Annotated in this window: 15 protein-coding genes; 10 read left to right on the top strand and 5 right to left on the bottom strand. The window is 64.1% G+C overall.

The features are described from left to right. Positions 1-57: 57 nt before the first annotated feature. Positions 58-495, top strand: coding sequence for a helix-turn-helix domain-containing protein (locus OB905_03820; GenBank protein ID MCU4925116.1), 438 nt, complete (start codon positions 58-60; stop codon positions 493-495). Positions 496-564: 69 nt separating this feature from the next. Here OB905_03820 and OB905_03825 read toward each other — a convergent pair whose 3' ends face one another. Continuing rightward, complete coding sequence (locus tag OB905_03825) at positions 565-1,380, bottom strand: hypothetical protein (GenBank protein MCU4925117.1); 816 nt, start codon at positions 1,378-1,380, stop codon at positions 565-567. A 148-nt stretch (positions 1,381-1,528) separates the two neighbouring features. Here OB905_03825 and thyA point away from each other — a divergent pair, with 148 nt between their 5' ends. The 7 genes from thyA (at position 1,529) to OB905_03860 (ending at position 11,650) form a co-directional block, all read left to right on the top strand. Continuing rightward, positions 1,529-2,545: a thymidylate synthase gene (thyA, locus tag OB905_03830; protein ID MCU4925118.1), complete on the top strand. Its 1,017-nt coding sequence runs from the start codon at positions 1,529-1,531 to the stop codon at positions 2,543-2,545. Next, positions 2,542-3,093, top strand: coding sequence for a dihydrofolate reductase (locus OB905_03835; GenBank protein ID MCU4925119.1), 552 nt, complete (start codon positions 2,542-2,544; stop codon positions 3,091-3,093). Before thyA ends, OB905_03835 begins: the two co-directional genes overlap by 4 nt. 132 nt (positions 3,094-3,225) lie before the next feature. Next, positions 3,226-5,958: an aconitate hydratase AcnA gene (gene acnA / locus OB905_03840; protein ID MCU4925120.1), complete on the top strand. Its 2,733-nt coding sequence runs from the start codon at positions 3,226-3,228 to the stop codon at positions 5,956-5,958. 202 nt (positions 5,959-6,160) lie between these two features. Further along, positions 6,161-6,754 carry a DUF308 domain-containing protein gene (locus tag OB905_03845; protein MCU4925121.1) on the top strand — a complete coding sequence of 198 codons (594 nt, stop codon included), beginning with the start codon at positions 6,161-6,163 and terminating at the stop codon, positions 6,752-6,754. 86 nt (positions 6,755-6,840) lie between these two features. Continuing rightward, positions 6,841-9,006, top strand: a complete 2,166-nt coding sequence (locus tag OB905_03850) for a thioredoxin domain-containing protein (GenBank protein ID MCU4925122.1) — start codon at positions 6,841-6,843, stop codon at positions 9,004-9,006. 119 nt (positions 9,007-9,125) lie between these two features. Next, positions 9,126-10,574, top strand: coding sequence for an AAA family ATPase (locus OB905_03855; GenBank protein ID MCU4925123.1), 1,449 nt, complete (start codon positions 9,126-9,128; stop codon positions 10,572-10,574). A gap of 2 nt (positions 10,575-10,576) precedes the next feature. Then, positions 10,577-11,650 carry a HAMP domain-containing histidine kinase gene (locus OB905_03860; GenBank protein MCU4925124.1) on the top strand — a complete coding sequence of 358 codons (1,074 nt, stop codon included), beginning with the start codon at positions 10,577-10,579 and terminating at the stop codon, positions 11,648-11,650. Positions 11,651-11,716: 66 nt separating this feature from the next. Here the strand turns inward: OB905_03860 and OB905_03865 are convergent, their stop codons facing one another. Continuing rightward, the gene (locus OB905_03865) at positions 11,717-12,106 is read right to left on the bottom strand and encodes a thioredoxin family protein (GenBank protein MCU4925125.1); all 390 of its coding nucleotides are present in this window, start codon (positions 12,104-12,106) and stop codon (positions 11,717-11,719) included. Between the two features lie 60 nt (positions 12,107-12,166). Continuing rightward, the gene (locus tag OB905_03870) at positions 12,167-12,316 is read right to left on the bottom strand and encodes a hypothetical protein (protein ID MCU4925126.1); all 150 of its coding nucleotides are present in this window, start codon (positions 12,314-12,316) and stop codon (positions 12,167-12,169) included. 370 nt (positions 12,317-12,686) lie between these two features. Between OB905_03870 and OB905_03875 the strand changes: the two genes are divergently transcribed. Continuing rightward, positions 12,687-13,703: a PLP-dependent cysteine synthase family protein gene (locus OB905_03875; GenBank protein MCU4925127.1), complete on the top strand. Its 1,017-nt coding sequence runs from the start codon at positions 12,687-12,689 to the stop codon at positions 13,701-13,703. Positions 13,704-13,711: 8 nt separating this feature from the next. On the opposite strand, the gene OB905_03880 is transcribed toward OB905_03875, so the two are convergent. Both OB905_03880 and OB905_03885 read right to left on the bottom strand, forming a co-directional pair. Further along, positions 13,712-14,350: a DUF5804 family protein gene (locus OB905_03880; protein MCU4925128.1), complete on the bottom strand. Its 639-nt coding sequence runs from the start codon at positions 14,348-14,350 to the stop codon at positions 13,712-13,714. Between the two features lie 72 nt (positions 14,351-14,422). Beyond that, positions 14,423-15,616: a tRNA sulfurtransferase gene (locus tag OB905_03885; GenBank protein MCU4925129.1), complete on the bottom strand. Its 1,194-nt coding sequence runs from the start codon at positions 15,614-15,616 to the stop codon at positions 14,423-14,425. A gap of 154 nt (positions 15,617-15,770) precedes the next feature. Here OB905_03885 and OB905_03890 point away from each other — a divergent pair, with 154 nt between their 5' ends. Continuing rightward, positions 15,771-16,946 carry a GNAT family N-acetyltransferase gene (locus OB905_03890; protein MCU4925130.1) on the top strand — a complete coding sequence of 392 codons (1,176 nt, stop codon included), beginning with the start codon at positions 15,771-15,773 and terminating at the stop codon, positions 16,944-16,946. The last annotated feature ends 20 nt before the right edge of the window (positions 16,947-16,966 follow it).

Here is a 16,966-nt window from a genome sequence, read left to right on the forward strand (position 1 = left end):
ACTGATTCAGGATCGACCAAAACATCTATCGGAGTGGACCACGTAGGGTCACTCAAGATGAGCCAACACGACGTCCCCGGCGGCGGTTCGGAGCTAACCTTCAGCCCCGATGCAGAAGCGATCGACCGGCTGCGCGCCGTTGTCGACGAGACGCGGCTGCGCCTCCTCCAGCAGCTGCTCGCGTCCGACGACGGCGCGCTCTCCGTCGAGGAGTTAGCGTACCGCAACACCGACCTCAAGTCGGGGACGATCGACTACCACCTGCGCGAGTTGGAAGCGCGGGACGTCACCCGGCGGCTGAAGGCAGACGAGCCCCGAAACGACCTGCCAAACACCTACTGGGCCGTCACGGAGAGCGGGGTCGATCTGCTGAAACGACTCGGCTTCTACGAGGAGATTGCGATCCTCTCCGAGGCCGACGACGCCTTAGAGCGCACCGACCGAATCCGCGAGATCGAGGACTTCGAGGCGCGTCCAGTACCGGACTGGTACTGAGGTCTCGCCGCGGCACCAATAGCGATAGACACCTTACCGACAGTCGGCGGGAGACCACCGAGTCGCTGCTCACCGTACCGTCGCGAGGTCGGCCATCTCTGCGACTTTGAGTGCCACGCCGACGTTGAACGCCAGTCCGAGTGGCGCGGCGATGCTGACGGCGATCAGGGCACCGGGGAGTCCGGAGTACGCCAGAAACGCGAGCGGAACTGAACAGAGGAGCGTCACGAGGGCGACGGCGATGAAAAAGCCGACCGGGTTGTGCTCGGTGACGAGGTAATACGCGCGCCGCATCGAAGAGACGAGACTCCGATCTTCGAGGACGAGAATGTAGACCGTCGGAAACAGCAGGTACGCGGCAACGAGAAGCGCGAGGACGGCGAGAACAAACAGCGGCGGAACGAAAAGTAGTGGGACAAAGATGGCGACGAAAACGGAGACGACCAGCAGTTCCAGAGCGATGATCCGGGTGGCAAATTGCGCGACACTATCGGCAAAGTCGAACGATCCGGTGGTGATTCCCGCCGCAATGCTCCCGAAATACCCGGCGCTGAGTATCCCTGAGACGAAGACATAGACGACGAGCAATGGGAGCAAAAGCGTCACCGATTCGACCGTTCCGAACGGGATAGTGACCGACAGCCCCCCGTCGTCAGGTGCGTCGACGAAACTCCAGAGGTCGTACCGATAGACCGGGAACGAGGCCGTAATCGACAGTCCCCGAGTGTGTGCCGTTGCGAGCAGATCGCTCACGTTCAGTATCGCCGTCGTGAACGGAACGATCGCCAGCAACAACAGGCGCCTGGAGTGCCAAAGGGTTCGTTCGACGAGCGGTTCCGATTGGGACACCCCGTTCCGAGTCGGGGCGTCGGGAGTCTGCGTCATACCCGCACTGGTACCGGCATGCATAAAGTGTTTTCTTGATGAATGGAAGATCGAGGTAGTTATCCGATAGCTCTTCGAAATCAATACCCCGGTGCACCGACTTCGAGTAGCGACGAGTATAACTTGGATCGGTCAGAACGGAATGCCAATGCGACAGTACCTGGATCTCGTCGATTCGGTCCTCTCTACGGGCGCCTACAAGCCCAACCGGACCGGCGTCGACACGATATCCTCGTTCAGCGAGCACTACGAAGTCGACCTCCGGGAGGGCTATCCCCTCCTGACGACGAAGCGAATGGACGGCTACCGCTGGAACTCCCTACTCCACGAGGTCGCCTGGTACCTCTCGGGCGAAGAGCACATCCGCGACCTGCGCGAGGAGACGAAGATCTGGGACGCCTGGGCCGACGAGGAAGGGCACTTAGACACTGCCTACGGGCGATTCTGGCGGCGATACCCGATTCCCGAGGAACCGTCTCAGCTTCCCGGCGAGTCCTGGCCCGACGAGAGCCAGCGCTGGGTCACGGAGGAGGCAGACGGCCGGCGAACCTTCGACCAGTTACAGTACGTGATCGACACGCTTTCTGACTCGCCGACTTCGCGCCGGCTCGTCGTCAACGCCTGGCACCCCGCGAACGCCGCAGTCTCGACGCTCCCGCCGTGTCACTACTCGTTCGTCTTCAACGTTCAGGGCGACCGACTCAACTGCCATCTCACGCAGCGCTCGGGGGACACCGCACTCGGCATCCCATTTAACATCGCGGCCTACGCGCTCCTGACGAAGATCGTCGCCCAGCAGACCGGCTTCGAGCCCGGCACCTTCGCACACACCGTCGTCGACGCCCACGTCTACTGCGGCCGCGGCGCGCGCGGCGAGTGGTACGCCGACAACCTCGACGCGCTACGAGCGCGGCTGGCCGACGTCGACGAGCGCGCAGAGTACCGCGGGGTCCGCGACTGGCTCGAAGCGGAGGCGCCCGCTGAGGCCGAGGGCGACGAGCGACTCGACCACGTGCCCGGCCTGCTCGAGCAACTCGCTCGTGAGCCGCGCTCCCGACCGACGCTCTCCGTCGCGGACGTCTCGATCGACGAGTTCTCCGTCGAGGACGTGACGCTTTCGGCGTACGATCCCCACGACGGAATCCGGTTTTCGGTGGCCGAATGACCGAGCGCGGGGCCGACGGCTCAGTTGTGTCTGCGCTCGAAACGGACCGCGAACTCGTCGCCATCGTCGCCGTCGCCGACAACGGCGTCATCGGACGCGACGGCGAGATGCCCTGGCACATCCCCGCCGATCTGCGCCACTTCAAGGAGACGACAACGGGCCACCCGGTCATCATGGGCCGCGTCACCTACGAGGGGATCCTCGAAGCACTCGGCGAACCCCTTCCCGGCCGGACCACCGTCGTCCTGACGAGCCGAGAGAGAGAGACACCCGAGGGCGTCGTCGTCGCGGAGGGACTCGAGGAAGCCCTCGAGGCGGCCGAGGAGGCCGCACGAGAGCGCCACGACGGTGCGGACCGGATCTTCGTCGCCGGCGGGGCGACGGTCTACGAACAGTTCCTGCCCGCGGTCGACCGCCTGATCGTTACCGAAGTCCACGACGAGCCCGAGGGAGACACCGACTTCCCGGCGTGGGATCGCGAGGCGTTCCTCGAGGTCGAGCGCGAGGAGCGCGACGGGTTCGCCTTCGTCGAGTACGTCAGACGCTGACTGGGTCGACGCGTCGAGATCGTCGCGACGACCGAATGCTACCGCCCACCCTGACAAGCGATAGCACATGTTCGTCCAGATTTTGCCGAATATTCTCGAGGGATTCAAACCCCCCCGTTTCGAAGACCACGTATGGCAAGCGATTCGTTCTCGGAGGCGATCCGGGAATTCGAACACGATGGCGAGACGTACAAGATGGCGGATCTTACCGTTCTTGAGGAGCAGGGCCTCTGTGACCTAGAGAAGCTGCCGGTGAGCATCCGTGTACTGCTCGAGGCAGTCCTTCGCAACGCCGACGGCGAGACGATTACGGCCGCAGACGTCGAGAACGCGGCGTCGTGGGAACCCGACGTGCCGGACGTCGAAGTCCCATTCCAGCCCTCCCGCGTCGTCTTGCAGGACCTGACCGGCGTCCCCGCAGTGGTGGACCTGGCGGCGCTGCGCTCGGCCGCAGACCGTGCCGACAAGGACCCCTCGATCGTCGAACCCGAGGTCCCCTGTGACCTCGTCATCGACCACTCCGTCCAGGTCGACTACTTCGGCTCTGAGGACGCCTACGAGAAGAACGTCGAACTCGAGTACGAGCGAAACGAGGAGCGATACCGCGCGATCAAGTGGGCCGAGCAGGCGTTCGAAGACTTCAACGTCGTTCCCCCGGGAACCGGGATCGTCCACCAGGTCAACTTAGAGCACCTCGGCCGTGTCGTCCACGCCCGCGAGGAAGACGGCGAGCAGTGGCTCGTCCCCGACACCCTCGTCGGCACCGACAGCCACACGCCGATGATCAACGGTATCGGCGTCGTCGGCTGGGGTGTTGGCGGGATCGAGGCCGAGGCCGCACTGCTCGGCCAGCCCATCACGATGACCTTACCCGAGGTCGTCGGCGTCGAGCTCACGGGCGAACTCCCCGAGGGCGCGACCGCGACGGACCTCGTGCTTCACATCACTGAGAAGCTCCGCCAGGTCGGCGTCGTCGACAAGTTCGTCGAGTTCTACGGCGAGGGCGTCTCCCAGCTCTCCGTCGCCGACCGTGCGACCATCTCGAACATGTCGCCCGAGCATGGCTGTACGATCTCCATGTTCCCCGTCGACGAGAAGACGCTCGACTACCTCGAGCTCACCGGTCGCGACGAGGAGCACATCGACCTCGTCCGCGAGTATCTGGAGGCCCAGGGCCTGTTCGGCAAGCACGACCCCGAGTTCACCGAGACGGTCGAGTTCGACCTCGGCTCCGTCGAGCCCAGCCTCGCGGGCCACAAGAAGCCCCACGCCCGCATCCCGATGGGCGACTTAGACGAGCACTTCCCGACGCTGCTCGAGGAGGAAGGTGTCATTGATTCGGGCGCCGCCGAGAGCGACGGCGGACTCGTCAGCAAGGAGCAACACGTACCCGGCTTAGACGAGAAGATCCCCGTCACGCTCGAGGACGGCACCGAGGTCGAAATCGGCCACGGAGACGTCCTCGTCAGTGCGATCACCTCCTGTACGAACACCTCGAACCCGTCGGTGATGGTCGCCGCCGGCCTGCTCGCGCGAAACGCCGCCGAGGCCGGTCTCGAGGTGCCCGAGTACGTCAAGACGAGCCTCGCGCCCGGCAGCAAGGTCGTCACGGAGTACCTGAAACAGGCCGACCTGCTCGACGATCTCGAGGAACTGGGCTACCACGTCGTCGGCTACGGCTGTACGACCTGTATCGGGAACGCCGGCCCGCTCCAGGACCCCATCGAGGAAGCCATCGACGAGCACGGCCTCTGGACGACCAGCGTCCTCTCGGGCAACCGAAACTTCGAGGCTCGCATCCACCCGAAGATCCGCGCGAACTACCTCGCTAGCCCGCCGCTGGTCGTGGCTTACGGCCTCGCGGGCAAGATGGACATCGACCTCGAAGCGGAGCCGATCGGTACGAACGACGACGGTGAGGAGATCTTCCTCGAGGACGTCTGGCCAGATCCGGAGGAAGTTAGAGAGACGATCCACGAGAACGTCTCCGCCGAACTGTTCGAGGAGAAGTACGCGAGCGTCTTCGAAGGCGACGAGCGCTGGGAGTCTCTCGACGCGCCCGAAGGCGACGTCTACGAGTGGGACTCGGAGTCGACGTACATCCGCGAGCCGCCGTTCTTCCAGGACTTCCCCCTCGAGGAACCCGGTGTCGAGAACGTCGAGGGTGCTCGCGCCCTGCTCACGCTCGGTGACACCGTCACGACCGACCACATCAGCCCGGCCGGACCGTTCGGCGAGGACCTGCCCGCCGGACAGTGGCTCAGTGAGCGCGGCGTCGAGCCCTACGAGTTCAACACCTACGGCTCCCGCCGTGGGAACCACGAGGTCATGATGCGGGGTACCTTCGCGAACGTCCGCATCGAGAACCAACTCCTCGACGGCAAAGAGGGTGGCTACACGATCCACCACCCGACCGGCGAGGAGACGACCGTCTTCGAGGCCTCCGAGCGCTACCGCGAGGACGACACCCCGCTCGTCGTCATGGCCGGCGAGGAACTCGGCACCGGTTCGAGTCGCGACTGGGCGGCGAAGGGGACCGACCTACTCGGCATCCGCGCGACAATCGGCAAGAGCTACGAGCGCATCTACCGCGACAACCTGCTCGGCATGGGCGTCCTGCCCCTGCAGTTCGAGGAGGGTGAGGGCTGGGAGGAACTCGGCCTCGATGGCTCCGAGACGTTCGAGATCCGCGGTCTCGAGGATGGTCTCGAGCCAATGGCCGAGCTTACGGTCGTCGCCGAGGACGACGACGGCGAGACGACGGAGTTCGACGTGACCGCACAGGTCGGCACGCCCGCCGCGGTGAAGTACGTCGAAAACGGCGGTGTGCTCCACCTCGTGCTGCGCCGGATGCTCACCGAGTAAGCGTCTGAGAGTCGACTCCGTTCGACGCGGCTCGAACCATTCTGTTCGGCACAGCCCGAACCGGACCGACCCGTCGAGCGATTCCTGGTCGCCGACCAGTTGTCCGTCACGCCGCCGGACCGGTCCGTTTTCGCGATTCATTCCGAAATCGCGAGTGCAGTATATTACCGTTCGCGACCACTAGGTACGTGGAGGAAACATCATGGTCACACAACCCACTGAAGAACTATCCGCCGAGCATACACTCGGGACGGACTGGCAGCTCATCGCAATCACTGGCGGGGTTATTGCCCTCCTCGGGATCCTCGCGATCGCGTTCCCGTTCGTCACGGGGCTATCGGTAGCCTACGTGCTAGGGGCCGTGCTCGTCGTTAGTGGAATCGTCCACGGAGCGGCCGGCATCACTCACCGCCGGTGGACCGGCGCGGTCTGGCAACTCGCCGTCGGCGCCGTCACCGTCATCGCTGGCCTACTCATGCTCGCGAACCCGGTACTGGGACTCGTCACGCTCACCGTGTTAGCGATCGCCTACCTGCTCGTCGACGGAATCACCGAGCTCGCCGCGAGCCGGCGCGTGGAGGGGACAGACCGGAGATATATCGTCGCGAGCGGGATCCTCTCGCTCGTGCTGGCTGGCTTGCTCTGGGCTGGATTCCCCGCAAGCGCTGCCTGGGCCGTGGGCGTCATCGTCGGCGTGAGCCTACTTTCGACCGGAGCCTCGATGTTCGTGATCTCCATGTCGGGCCGCCGCGCCACGAAGGTCGACACTGGGATGGCCGGCTCCCGAAAGGCCTGATTCGCACGGCGACCTCGACCGAATCCGCGTTATCGCTCCCATCTACGGACGCCGCGTTTTTACAACCGCCGGCCCTACGATCGGCTATGACCCCGCCTACCGAGCGAAATCGGCTCGACGAGGAGGAGAGTCCCTACCTGCGCCAGCACGCTGACAATCCCGTCAACTGGCAACCCTGGGACGAGCAGGCCCTCGAAGCGGCCCGCGAGAACGACGTGCCGATCTTTCTCTCGGTGGGCTACTCGGCGTGTCACTGGTGTCACGTCATGGAAGCAGAGAGCTTCGCCGACGAGGCCGTCGCCGAGGTGCTAAACGAACACTTCGTCCCGATCAAAGTCGACCGCGAGGAGCGCCCCGACGTCGACAGCATCTACATGACCGTCTGCCAGCTGGTCACCGGCCGAGGCGGCTGGCCGCTGTCGGCGTGGCTCACGCCCGACGGCAGGCCCTTCTTCGTCGGCACCTACTTCCCCCGGGAGGAAAAACGGGGGCAGCCGGGCTTTCTCGACGTTCTCGATCGACTACGCCAGTCCTGGGAGCAAGACCGTGACGAGATCGAGAACCGAGCCGACCAGTGGACTGACGCGGCACGGGATCGACTCGAGGAGACGTCAGGCGCGACCGGCGGCGCCGGTGGACCTCCGTCGAGCGAGGTCTTGACCGCAGCCGCTGACGCAGCCTTTCGGGGCGCCGATCGACAGTACGGCGGCTTCGGCTCCGGGGGGCCGAAGTTTCCACAGCCACCGCGGCTACACGCGCTGGCCCGGGCGTCCGACCGGACGGAACACAAGGGGTATCGAGAGGTGCTCGTGGAGGCGCTGGACGCGATGGCCGCCGGCGGACTCTACGACCACGTCGGCGGCGGTTTTCACCGCTACTGCGTGGATCAGGACTGGACCGTTCCGCACTTCGAGAAGATGCTCTACGACAACGCCGAGATCCCGCGGGCGTTCCTCGCCGGCTATCAGCTCACCGGCGAAAAGCGCTACGCCGAGATCGTCGACGAGACACTTTCGTTCGTCGACAGAGAGCTGACTCACTCTGAGGGTGGCTTCTTCAGCACGCTCGACGCCCAGAGCGAGGACCCGGAGACCGGCGAGCGCGAGGAGGGTGCGTTCTACGTCTGGACGCCCTGGGAGGTGCGCGAGGTTCTCGTCGACGAGGCAAACGCAGAACTCGCGGACGAAACGAGCGCCGAGCTGTTCTGTGACCGGTACGGGATCACTGAGTCGGGCAACTTCGAGGGGAGCAGCCAGCCCAACCGCGTCCGTTCGATCGAGAGCCTGGCCGGCGAGTACGACCGCCCCGAAGACGAGATCGAACGTCGACTCGGAGCGGCCCGCCAGGCACTGTTCGAGGCTCGCGAGAAGCGCCCGCGTCCGAACCGCGACGAGAAGGTACTCGCAAGCTGGAACGGCCTGATGATCGGAACCTGTGCGGAGGCTTCCGTGGTGCTCGGCGAGGACGAGTACGCCGAGATGGCGGTCGACGCCCTCGAGTTCGTACGAGACCGGCTCTGGGACGAGGACGCAGCCCGACTCTCGCGGCGGTACAAGGACGGCGCTGTCGACGTCGACGGCTACCTCGAAGATTACGCCTTCCTCGCCCGGGGCGCGCTTCGCTGTTACGAGGCCACCGGCGACGTCGACCACCTGGCGTTCGCACTCGACCTCACCCGGGTTATCGAAGTCGAGTTCTGGGACGCAGGGCGAGAGACGCTGTACTTCACCCCCGAAAGCGGCGAGTCACTGGTCACCCGACCACAGGAGATTGGAGACCAGTCGACCCCCGCCGCGACCGGCGTGGCGCTTGAGGTACTGCTCGCACTCGATGCGTTCGCCGAGGAGGGGTTCCAGGAAATCGCCGCGAGCGTCCTCGAGACACACGCCAACCGCATCGAAGCAAATCCACTCGAGCACACGACGCTTGCACTCGCCGCCGACCGCCTCGAGTCGGGCGCGCTCGAGGTGACCGTCGCCGCAGACGAGCTGCCCGCGGCGTGGCGCGAGGCGTTCGCATCGCAGTACCTCCCGGACCGACAGCTCGCGCGCCGACCACCAACAGAAGCAGGGCTCGAGGCGTGGCTCGACCAGCTGGGGATGGACAGCTCACCACCGATCTGGGCCGACCGAGAGGCTGTAGACGGTGAGCCGACGCTGTACGTCTGCCGGAACCGGACGTGCTCGCCGCCGACTCACGACGTCGAAGATGCCCTCGACTGGCTGGACGACGAGGCTGGTGCGCCGCTCTAGCCGGCATCGATAGCGCTCCGAACGACGTGAGAGCAGAAGCGAGCGTGATACATCAATTGTAAAGGATTTCACTATTCCATACTTTTATTCGGCGAGCTTCCTTCTTGTGTGGCATTCAAATGGGTGTAACACTGGAGACTACCGAAACGGGGATTCCGGGCCTCGACGAGATTCTCCACGGCGGGCTCGTCACCGGTCGTCTCTATCTTGTAACGGGACGTCCCGGAACCGGAAAAACGCTACTCGGCATGGAGTACCTCCAGACCGGTCTGGAGGCTGGAGAGACCGTTCTTTGTGTCCACGGCGAGGAGTCAGAAGCCGAAATTCTGGCCAACGCTGCGAGTTTCGGTATCGACATCGAGGGGGCCGAGTTTCTCGACCTCGGTCCCGACTCCGACTTCTTCGACGCCAACCGATCACAGGACCTGGTCGACACCAGAGATCTCGAGTCAGAGCAACTGATCGCGGCGATCAGAGACGCCATCGAGCAGATCGATCCGGATCGAATCCTGCTCGATCCGATCTCGCAGCTCCAGTATATCGAGCCGTCGGAGTACCAGTTTCGAAAGCGTCTGATCTCGTTTATGCGGTTTCTGAAGGGGCGTGGAACGACCGTTATCGCGACAAAGACCGGCTCGGACACCCGCGGGGATAGTGAGGTTCGGTCGCTCTCCGACGGCGTCGTTGAGCTCGCCCGCGGCGACGGTGGCCGTCGAATCGGCGTTGCGAAACACCGCGGAATCGGTCAACAGGACGGAACGCATGGGCTCGAAATCAGGAGCAACGGACTCGAAGTATACCCGAATCTCATCCCCGAGCACTCGGCGGATCGGTTTACTGGCTTGCAGCTGTCTACGTCGGTTGACGAACTCGACACCTTACTCGGGGGCGGCCTCGAGTGTGGAACGGCGACATTTATCAGTGGACCGACCGGCGTCGGGAAGACGACGCTCGGGACGCAGATCCTGACGACGGCGGCCAAAGAGGGGTCAAAACCGGTTGCGTATCTCTTCGAAGAGGCGCCAAAGACGTTCGTTCACCGGTCCAAGTCGATCGGGATGCCGATCTCGGAGCGACGGTCTGCGGGGTCGCTCGCCATCGAAGCAGTCGAGCCCCTGACGCTCTCGGCCGAAGAGTTCGCCCAGCGGGTCAAACAGCGCGTCGACGAAGCGGGGACGGACGTCGTAATGATCGACGGGGTCGACGGCTACAAGGTGTCGATACAGGGTGAAGAAAGCGAGCTCGGACGGCAGCTCCACGCGCTCATCCGCTACCTGAAAAATCGTAACGTCTCGGTCATCCTCTTGGACGAAACTGACCAAGTCACCGGTATGCCAAGCGCCTCGAGCGCCAACATCAGCTACATCGCGGACAACATCCTCTTTCTCAACTACGTCGAAACCAGCGGCGAACTCACCAAGGGGATCGGCGTCCTGAAAAAGCGCGCCGGAAATTTCGAGCGAACGGTCCGTGAGTTTGCGATCACACCCACTGGCATTCGCGTCGGCGAGCCCCTAACCGACGTCCGGGGCATTCTCGAGGGGACGCCGCGCTCGAGAACGGAGTGACGATGAACGCACGGCAATCCCCAGCCGCGACGGTCCAGTTACTCGTCGAAGACGAGGCGAATCGAGAGGCACTTGCCTCGATCATAGAGCAGCAGTATGCGGTTCGGACCGGGAGAGAGCAACTCGATAGCGATCTCTACCTCGTCGACGATCGGTCGTTCTCGACTTACAAAGCGGATCTTGAAGCACTCAACACGGCAACGACACCGTCGTTTACACCGGTAGTTCTCGTTCGCCGCAACGGAACGCACCTCGAGCAGTCGGTGCTCGAAGCGGGTTGTGACGTCGAGCAGCCCCTGATCGACGAAGTGGTAGACGCGCCGGTCCGTGGACCGATTCTCCACCGACGAATCGAGAACCTCCTCTCTCGCCGAGAGCTGTTCCGAGAGCTCGAGGCCCAAAACGAGCGACTAGCGGAGTTTGCGAGCGTCCTCAGCCACGACCTGCGAAATCCGCTGCAAGTTGCAAGCGGTCGACTGGAGCTGCTCGAGCCGGCCGTTCCGGATGCCGAGGCCGAGCACGTTGAGGCGATCGCAGACTCCTTAGAGCGCATGGAGTCGCTCATCGAGAACGTGCTCTCGGTCGCAAAAGAGGGGGCGGCCGTCGACGCCGTCGCCGAAACGGCGCTCGCACCGGTGGTAGAGGAGGCCTGGTCAGTCGTGGAGTCGCCGTCAGCCTCGGTGGCCATTCGAGACGAGGGGGCAGTAATCCGGGCGAACAGGGAGCAGTTGCTGACGGTGTTCGAGAACCTGTTTCGAAACGCCGTCGAACACGGCTGTCAGTCGGACGGGCCAGGCAATGAGGAGGGTCCCAGAGCCAACGCTGTGCTGATCGAGGTCTCGGTTACAGAAAGAGGAGTTGCCGTCACCGATGATGGACCGGGCGTTCCGCCAGCCGAGCGCGAAGCGATCTTCGAACGAGGGTACTCCGCGTCTCCGGACGGAACGGGGCTCGGGCTCGACATCGTCGCGAACATCGTCGAAGCCCACGGCTGGGAGATTTCGGTGGGCGAGAGCGCTACGGGCGGTGCCCGGTTCGAGATTACCGGAGTTACACGCGTCGACCAGAAGGCGTAACCGTTTGACAACTGCCAACCTCGCCGTCTCAGTCTGCGAGCGCCGTCTCAGTCTGCGAGCGCCGTCTCAGTCTGCGAGCGCCGACTCGATCTGCTCGGCGAGCCAGATGGCCGGCGGCAGCTCCTCCTCCTCGACGAACCGTGTGAGTTCCTCGACGTCGCCGTCCGTGGAGTCGCGCTCGACGACGACCGTCGGGATGTACTCGATGCCGTACTCGTCGACGCCGGGACCCTGCTTGTCCTCGTCGACGGCGATCTCCTCGATCCGGTCGTCGGGCACATCGGCGGCGTCTAACGCGGCGCCGAGGTCGGGGAGGAGCTTCCGACAGTCCTTACACCAGTCACCACCCCACACCGTGTAGGTTAGCTCGTCGCTGTGGACCGCAAGCGTGTCGACTGCGTCCTCGTAGGCGGCCGCGTCCCAGGCGGGGTTTGGCCGCATCGTTTCGAGACTCATACCCCCGCGTTGGCACGGGATCGGCTTAACCTCCATGTTTCGTCCGATCCCGAGAAGCGGCTACTGGATCGTGTAGTGGACAATCTCCTCCGAATTACACGTGGTACAGACCGTCGCCGCCGGATCGACGGACGTGCCACAGTGTCGACACTCCACGACGGTCGCTTCCCGATTGGGCTGGAACAGCAGCGTCGCCAGTCGTTTCATCATCGTCCCCCGCGATGCTCGTGTGTCATGTCCACTCGTGAAAACTAGTATATCATAGTTCGTTATTGTCTGACTACCACGACTATCAGTCTTTCAATTAGGTATTATCAATCGTACAGTCTGGAAATATTATGAATAGTTCTGAGTAGAAACCATACGGCTCCGGTATGATCTCAGATCCGGTCCGACAATCATACTATAATTCAGATGCTTCACCGGAGAACTCGAGAAGATGGCCACAATCCTCGTGAGGGGGTCGGTCTGCGACTCCGGGAAATCAGGGGTAGCTCAAGGAAGTCCCACCACGTGGGCCCCCGGTACGGCCTGCCGTCGTCCAGCACCGGTTTACGTCTCGCCTTCGTAGGGCCGACCGATGAAGGGGAGTATCCTGGACACGATCGGCTCGCCGCTCGTCCAGGTCGACTCGCCGGAGGGCGCCACGATCGCGGCCAAGATCGAGTCGTTCAATCCGGGCGGATCGGCCAAAGACCGGCCGGCCGCGGAAATGGTCCGAGCGGCCGAGCGCGATGGGCAGATCGAGCCGGGCGACCGGCTCGTCGAACCGACCAGCGGAAACACTGGCATCGGGCTGGCACTGGTCTGTGCCGCCCGCGGCTACGACCTCACGATCGTTATGCCGGCCTCGAAGTCACCCGAGCGCCGACAGCTCATGGCAGCCTACGGCGCCGAGCTCGAACTTGTCGAGGGCGACATCTCTGCGGCCCGCGAGCGCGCCGACGAACTCGAGGCCGACGGGGCGGTCCAGCTGGGCCAGTTCGACAATCCCGCGAACCCACAGGCTCACTACCGGACGACCGGCGAGGAGATCGTCGAACAGGTCGGCGAGCGCGAGGTCGACGCCTTCGTCGCCGGCGTCGGCACCGGCGGTACGCTCTCAGGTGTCGGCCGCCGACTGCGCGAGGAGTTTCCAGACGTGACGATCGTCGCCGTCGAACCGGAGCGAAACCCCGTGCTCTCGACCGGCGAATCCGGTGAGGACGAGTTCCAGGGGATGGGGCCCGGCTTCGTCAGCGAAAATTTAGATCGGGAGCTGATCGACGAGGTCGAGACGGTCCGACTCGAAGACGCCGAGAAAGAGTGTCGCCGGCTGGCCCGCGAGGAGGGCGTACTCGTCGGCCAATCGAGTGGCGCCACGAGCCTCGTCTCCCAGCGGATTGCAAGGCGGATCGCAGAACCCGACCGCGACTGTCCCGAAATACCGGATTCCTTCGAGCGCGAGATGCCCGACGCACGCGCCTCGGCGGAGCCCGACGGCGGTCAGGCGCCTGCGTCCGTGGGGCCGGGGATGGCCGGCGACGACTGCCCGCTGGTCGTCACCGTCTTCTGGGACAGCGGCGAACGCTATCTCTCGACCGGACTGTTCGACTGATCGAGCGCTTATCCGCCGTACTCGGCTTCTGCGATCCGGACGACCAGTGTCTCCGAGACGTCTCGCAGATCGTACTCGGGCAGGTCGCCGCCGACTCGACGAACGTACAGCGGCTCGACGAGCCGGCGAGTCGGTCCGCGCTGTGTTGCCGGCGGACGATCGTCTGGGTCCAACGTGTCAGCGGACTCGGCGACTGCGGCCTGGCCGGAGGAGGCAGACTCGCGGACCGTACTCGCGTCGGCAGGGGACGTGCCCGGAGTTTGTGGGGCCGATCCGTCCCGGTCGGCGTCGGAACCGTCCGAGTCCGGGCTGATTGGCTCGAGGCCGTAGATCTTGCAGTACTCGCCGGTTTCCTCGGCGTCGATCGTGCCGTTTCGGAGCTGTTGGGCCAGCTCGCGCGAGAGCCACTCCTCGTCGTCGACGCTTGGTTCCCGGACGAACGCCTCGTCGACGAACCGGGTCAGATACCACTGCAGGTCGTTCAGAAGCGAGACGGCGGCGCCGACGCTAACCGTCCGAACCGCGAGCGTGTTCTCGAAGGGGCGCGCTAAGTCATAGGTCGCGAGCGCCTCTCTGGAGGTCTCTCGGGAGAGCAGCTCGTAGCTGAGGTCGACGTCGGGGTCCCCGAGGAGGCAAACGCGGGTCACTGACTTCGAGTGGGTGGGTTCGCCTAATGTGGGTTTCGGCTTTCGCCGGAGAGCAACAGCGTGCCTCCGTGATCACTGCAGTGCGGCTCGGGGTTCGATGCGGTCGGTGGCCGCTGCGGCCGCGTCGGCCCAGTCCAGCAAGTCGTCGGGTTCGGCCGCGAGAAGCGGGTCGAGCCGGGCGTTGGTCTCCGCGCGGTCGGGCGCAACGCGGTTGCAACCGGCGTCGATCGTCGAGTCCGTGTAGGTACCGATCTCACGGGCCGTCGCGACGATATCCTGCTTGTCACGGGTAAGCAGCGGGCGGTGGATCGGGAGTTCGGTAACGCGGCTGGTCACACCCAAATTCTGGGCGGTCTGGCTCGACTTCTGTCCAATGGCCTCACCGGTGACAATCCCGCTCGCGCCCTCCTCCTCGACAATGTTCTCGGCGATCCGGTAAAAAAAGCGCCGTAAGGAGAGCATCCGACCCTGCTCCATCTCGTCGACGAGGTCGGCGACTGCCTCACCGCCGGGGACGCGGTAGACGCGGGTGTCGAAGTTGGGGGCGAACCGGGAGAGCGTCCGGACGGTCTCCATTGCGCGCGCCTCGTGGTCGACACCGCCGTAGTCGCCGAGGGCAACGTAGACGGGAACGATCGGCGAGCCCCGCTTCATAATCTCGTAGGCCGCCACGGGGGAGTCGATCCCACCACTGACGAGGGCGACCTGTGGCGCCTGGGAGCCAAGCGGGAGTCCCCCCGGACCCGACACTCGGTCTATGTAGACGTACGCCGACTCCTCGCGAATCTCGACACCGAACGTGAGGTCGGGGTCGTCTAAGTCGACTGCGGGGTCGAACTCGTCTTCGACCGTCTCCCAGATAATGGTGCCAGCCTCGCGAGCGACGTCTTCGCTGGTGTAGGGGAGGCGCTTGTCGGCCCGATTGACGTCGACGGCGAACGTGCCGCCGTCGTAGTGGGCGGCCGCACTCTCGGCGAGTACGTCGTAGATCGCCTCACGCTCGGGAGAGATCGTCACTGCCGGGCTCGCCGAAACGACGCCGAAGGTCTCTGCAGCAGCGGCGGCCGCGTCGGCGACCGCGGCCGCCTCGGTATGGATCAGCGGTCGGTTCCACCGCTGGTCGACCGTTCCTGGGATCGATCGATCCGCGAGGATGGCCTCGAGGTTCTCGACGAGAATCTCGAGCATGTACCGCTTGACGGTCGTGCTCTTGGTGTTCAGATCCCCGTGACGGACGAGGACCGTATCGGCTCCCGGCGGATGCATGGCCCGTCCTAGACGAGTGTGGTATAAGGCGATTACGAGAGCGGCGGCGGACGACTTCAATGGAGGGACCAGCATCGAGCTGAGAGAGCACCGAACCGTCAGAAAGTGACAGCATCCTTTATTTTACCTGCGTCGAAACTGGCCGTCGATAAGAGTGACCGACGAGATCGGGGCCGACGAGGGGCTCAGCATCGCGCCGGTGAGCGCGGAAGACGAGCAGACGCGACACCGGCTCAAAGAACTCGCTGCTGACGCGTTCCCGACACCTCAGGACGCGTTCGTTCACCTCTCCGAGGACGTCCTCGCAGCACGGGTCGGGGGGACGGTTGTCGGCGGGGTAATCCTCGACCTCGTCGAGGGGAGTAACGGGCCAGTTGGGATGGTCTCGTGGTTGTTTACCGATCCCAGCGCACAGGGTCGCGGTGTCGGTCGGCGTCTTCTCGAGGAGGCCGTCGCCTACCTGCAAAAACGTGGCTGTCAGGCAGCCCTGGCGGTCGTCCAGTGGCAGAACACACCGTCGAGTAAACTCTTCGCCCGACAGGGATTCGAACGAATCTCCACACCGACGCTGGTTCGACGGTTCGGGGTGCGACAGAGTGGGCGCATCGTGCGTAGCTCGTATCACTTCATGAACGTTGGCTGTGATCTCTGGTGTATAGAGTTCGCTAGAACAGTGCCGGCAGACGATACTGCCCATCCCGAATCCACCCAGGCAGAACGGTCGGATTCCACGGGGCAAACGGGAGGACGGTGGCACTCACTCAGTCAACTGGGTACGACGGTGGTCGTTCACGCACTGTTGCTAGCGATCGTCGTCGGTGGCGTCACCGGGTTCTCTTGGAGCCAAACGACGCTGCTCATGGGTGGCGTCGGCGGCCTCCTGATCGTGCTCCGAACGCTCCCGTATCTCGTGGCCACTGCTCGAGACGATCGTCGGTGGTCGTTTCAGAGCTGGGAGAACGTCTTTCCCTTTTCAGGCGTGATTGCACTTCTGGGTGGGTTCTTACCAGTCCCGGGTAACGTAACGCCCGAGAAACGCGACTGGAGCTATGACTCGGAGTTAGCAGTTCTCGGTCCAGCAGCGGTCGCATGGGGAGTACTGTTGGTCGCTGGCCTTGCCACCCTCGCCGGCGTTCGCGGGCAGTTCGATGCAGACAGCTGGCAGTCGCTCCGGACGACGCTGCTGGTATTCGTAATCGTCGATCTCTGGCTCGTCGTCTGGCCGTTCGATGGCTACAACGGCCGTATCGTCTACGACTGGAATCGCGTCGTCTGGGGGCTGCTATCCGTCGCTGCAGCTATCGCCGTGGGAGTGGTATACGTCGGGTAGTTAGTACAGCACAGACCGAC

The sequence above is a fragment of the Halobacteria archaeon AArc-dxtr1 genome (assembly GCA_025517425.1).
Taxonomy (GTDB): Archaea; Halobacteriota; Halobacteria; order Halobacteriales; family Natrialbaceae; genus Halostagnicola.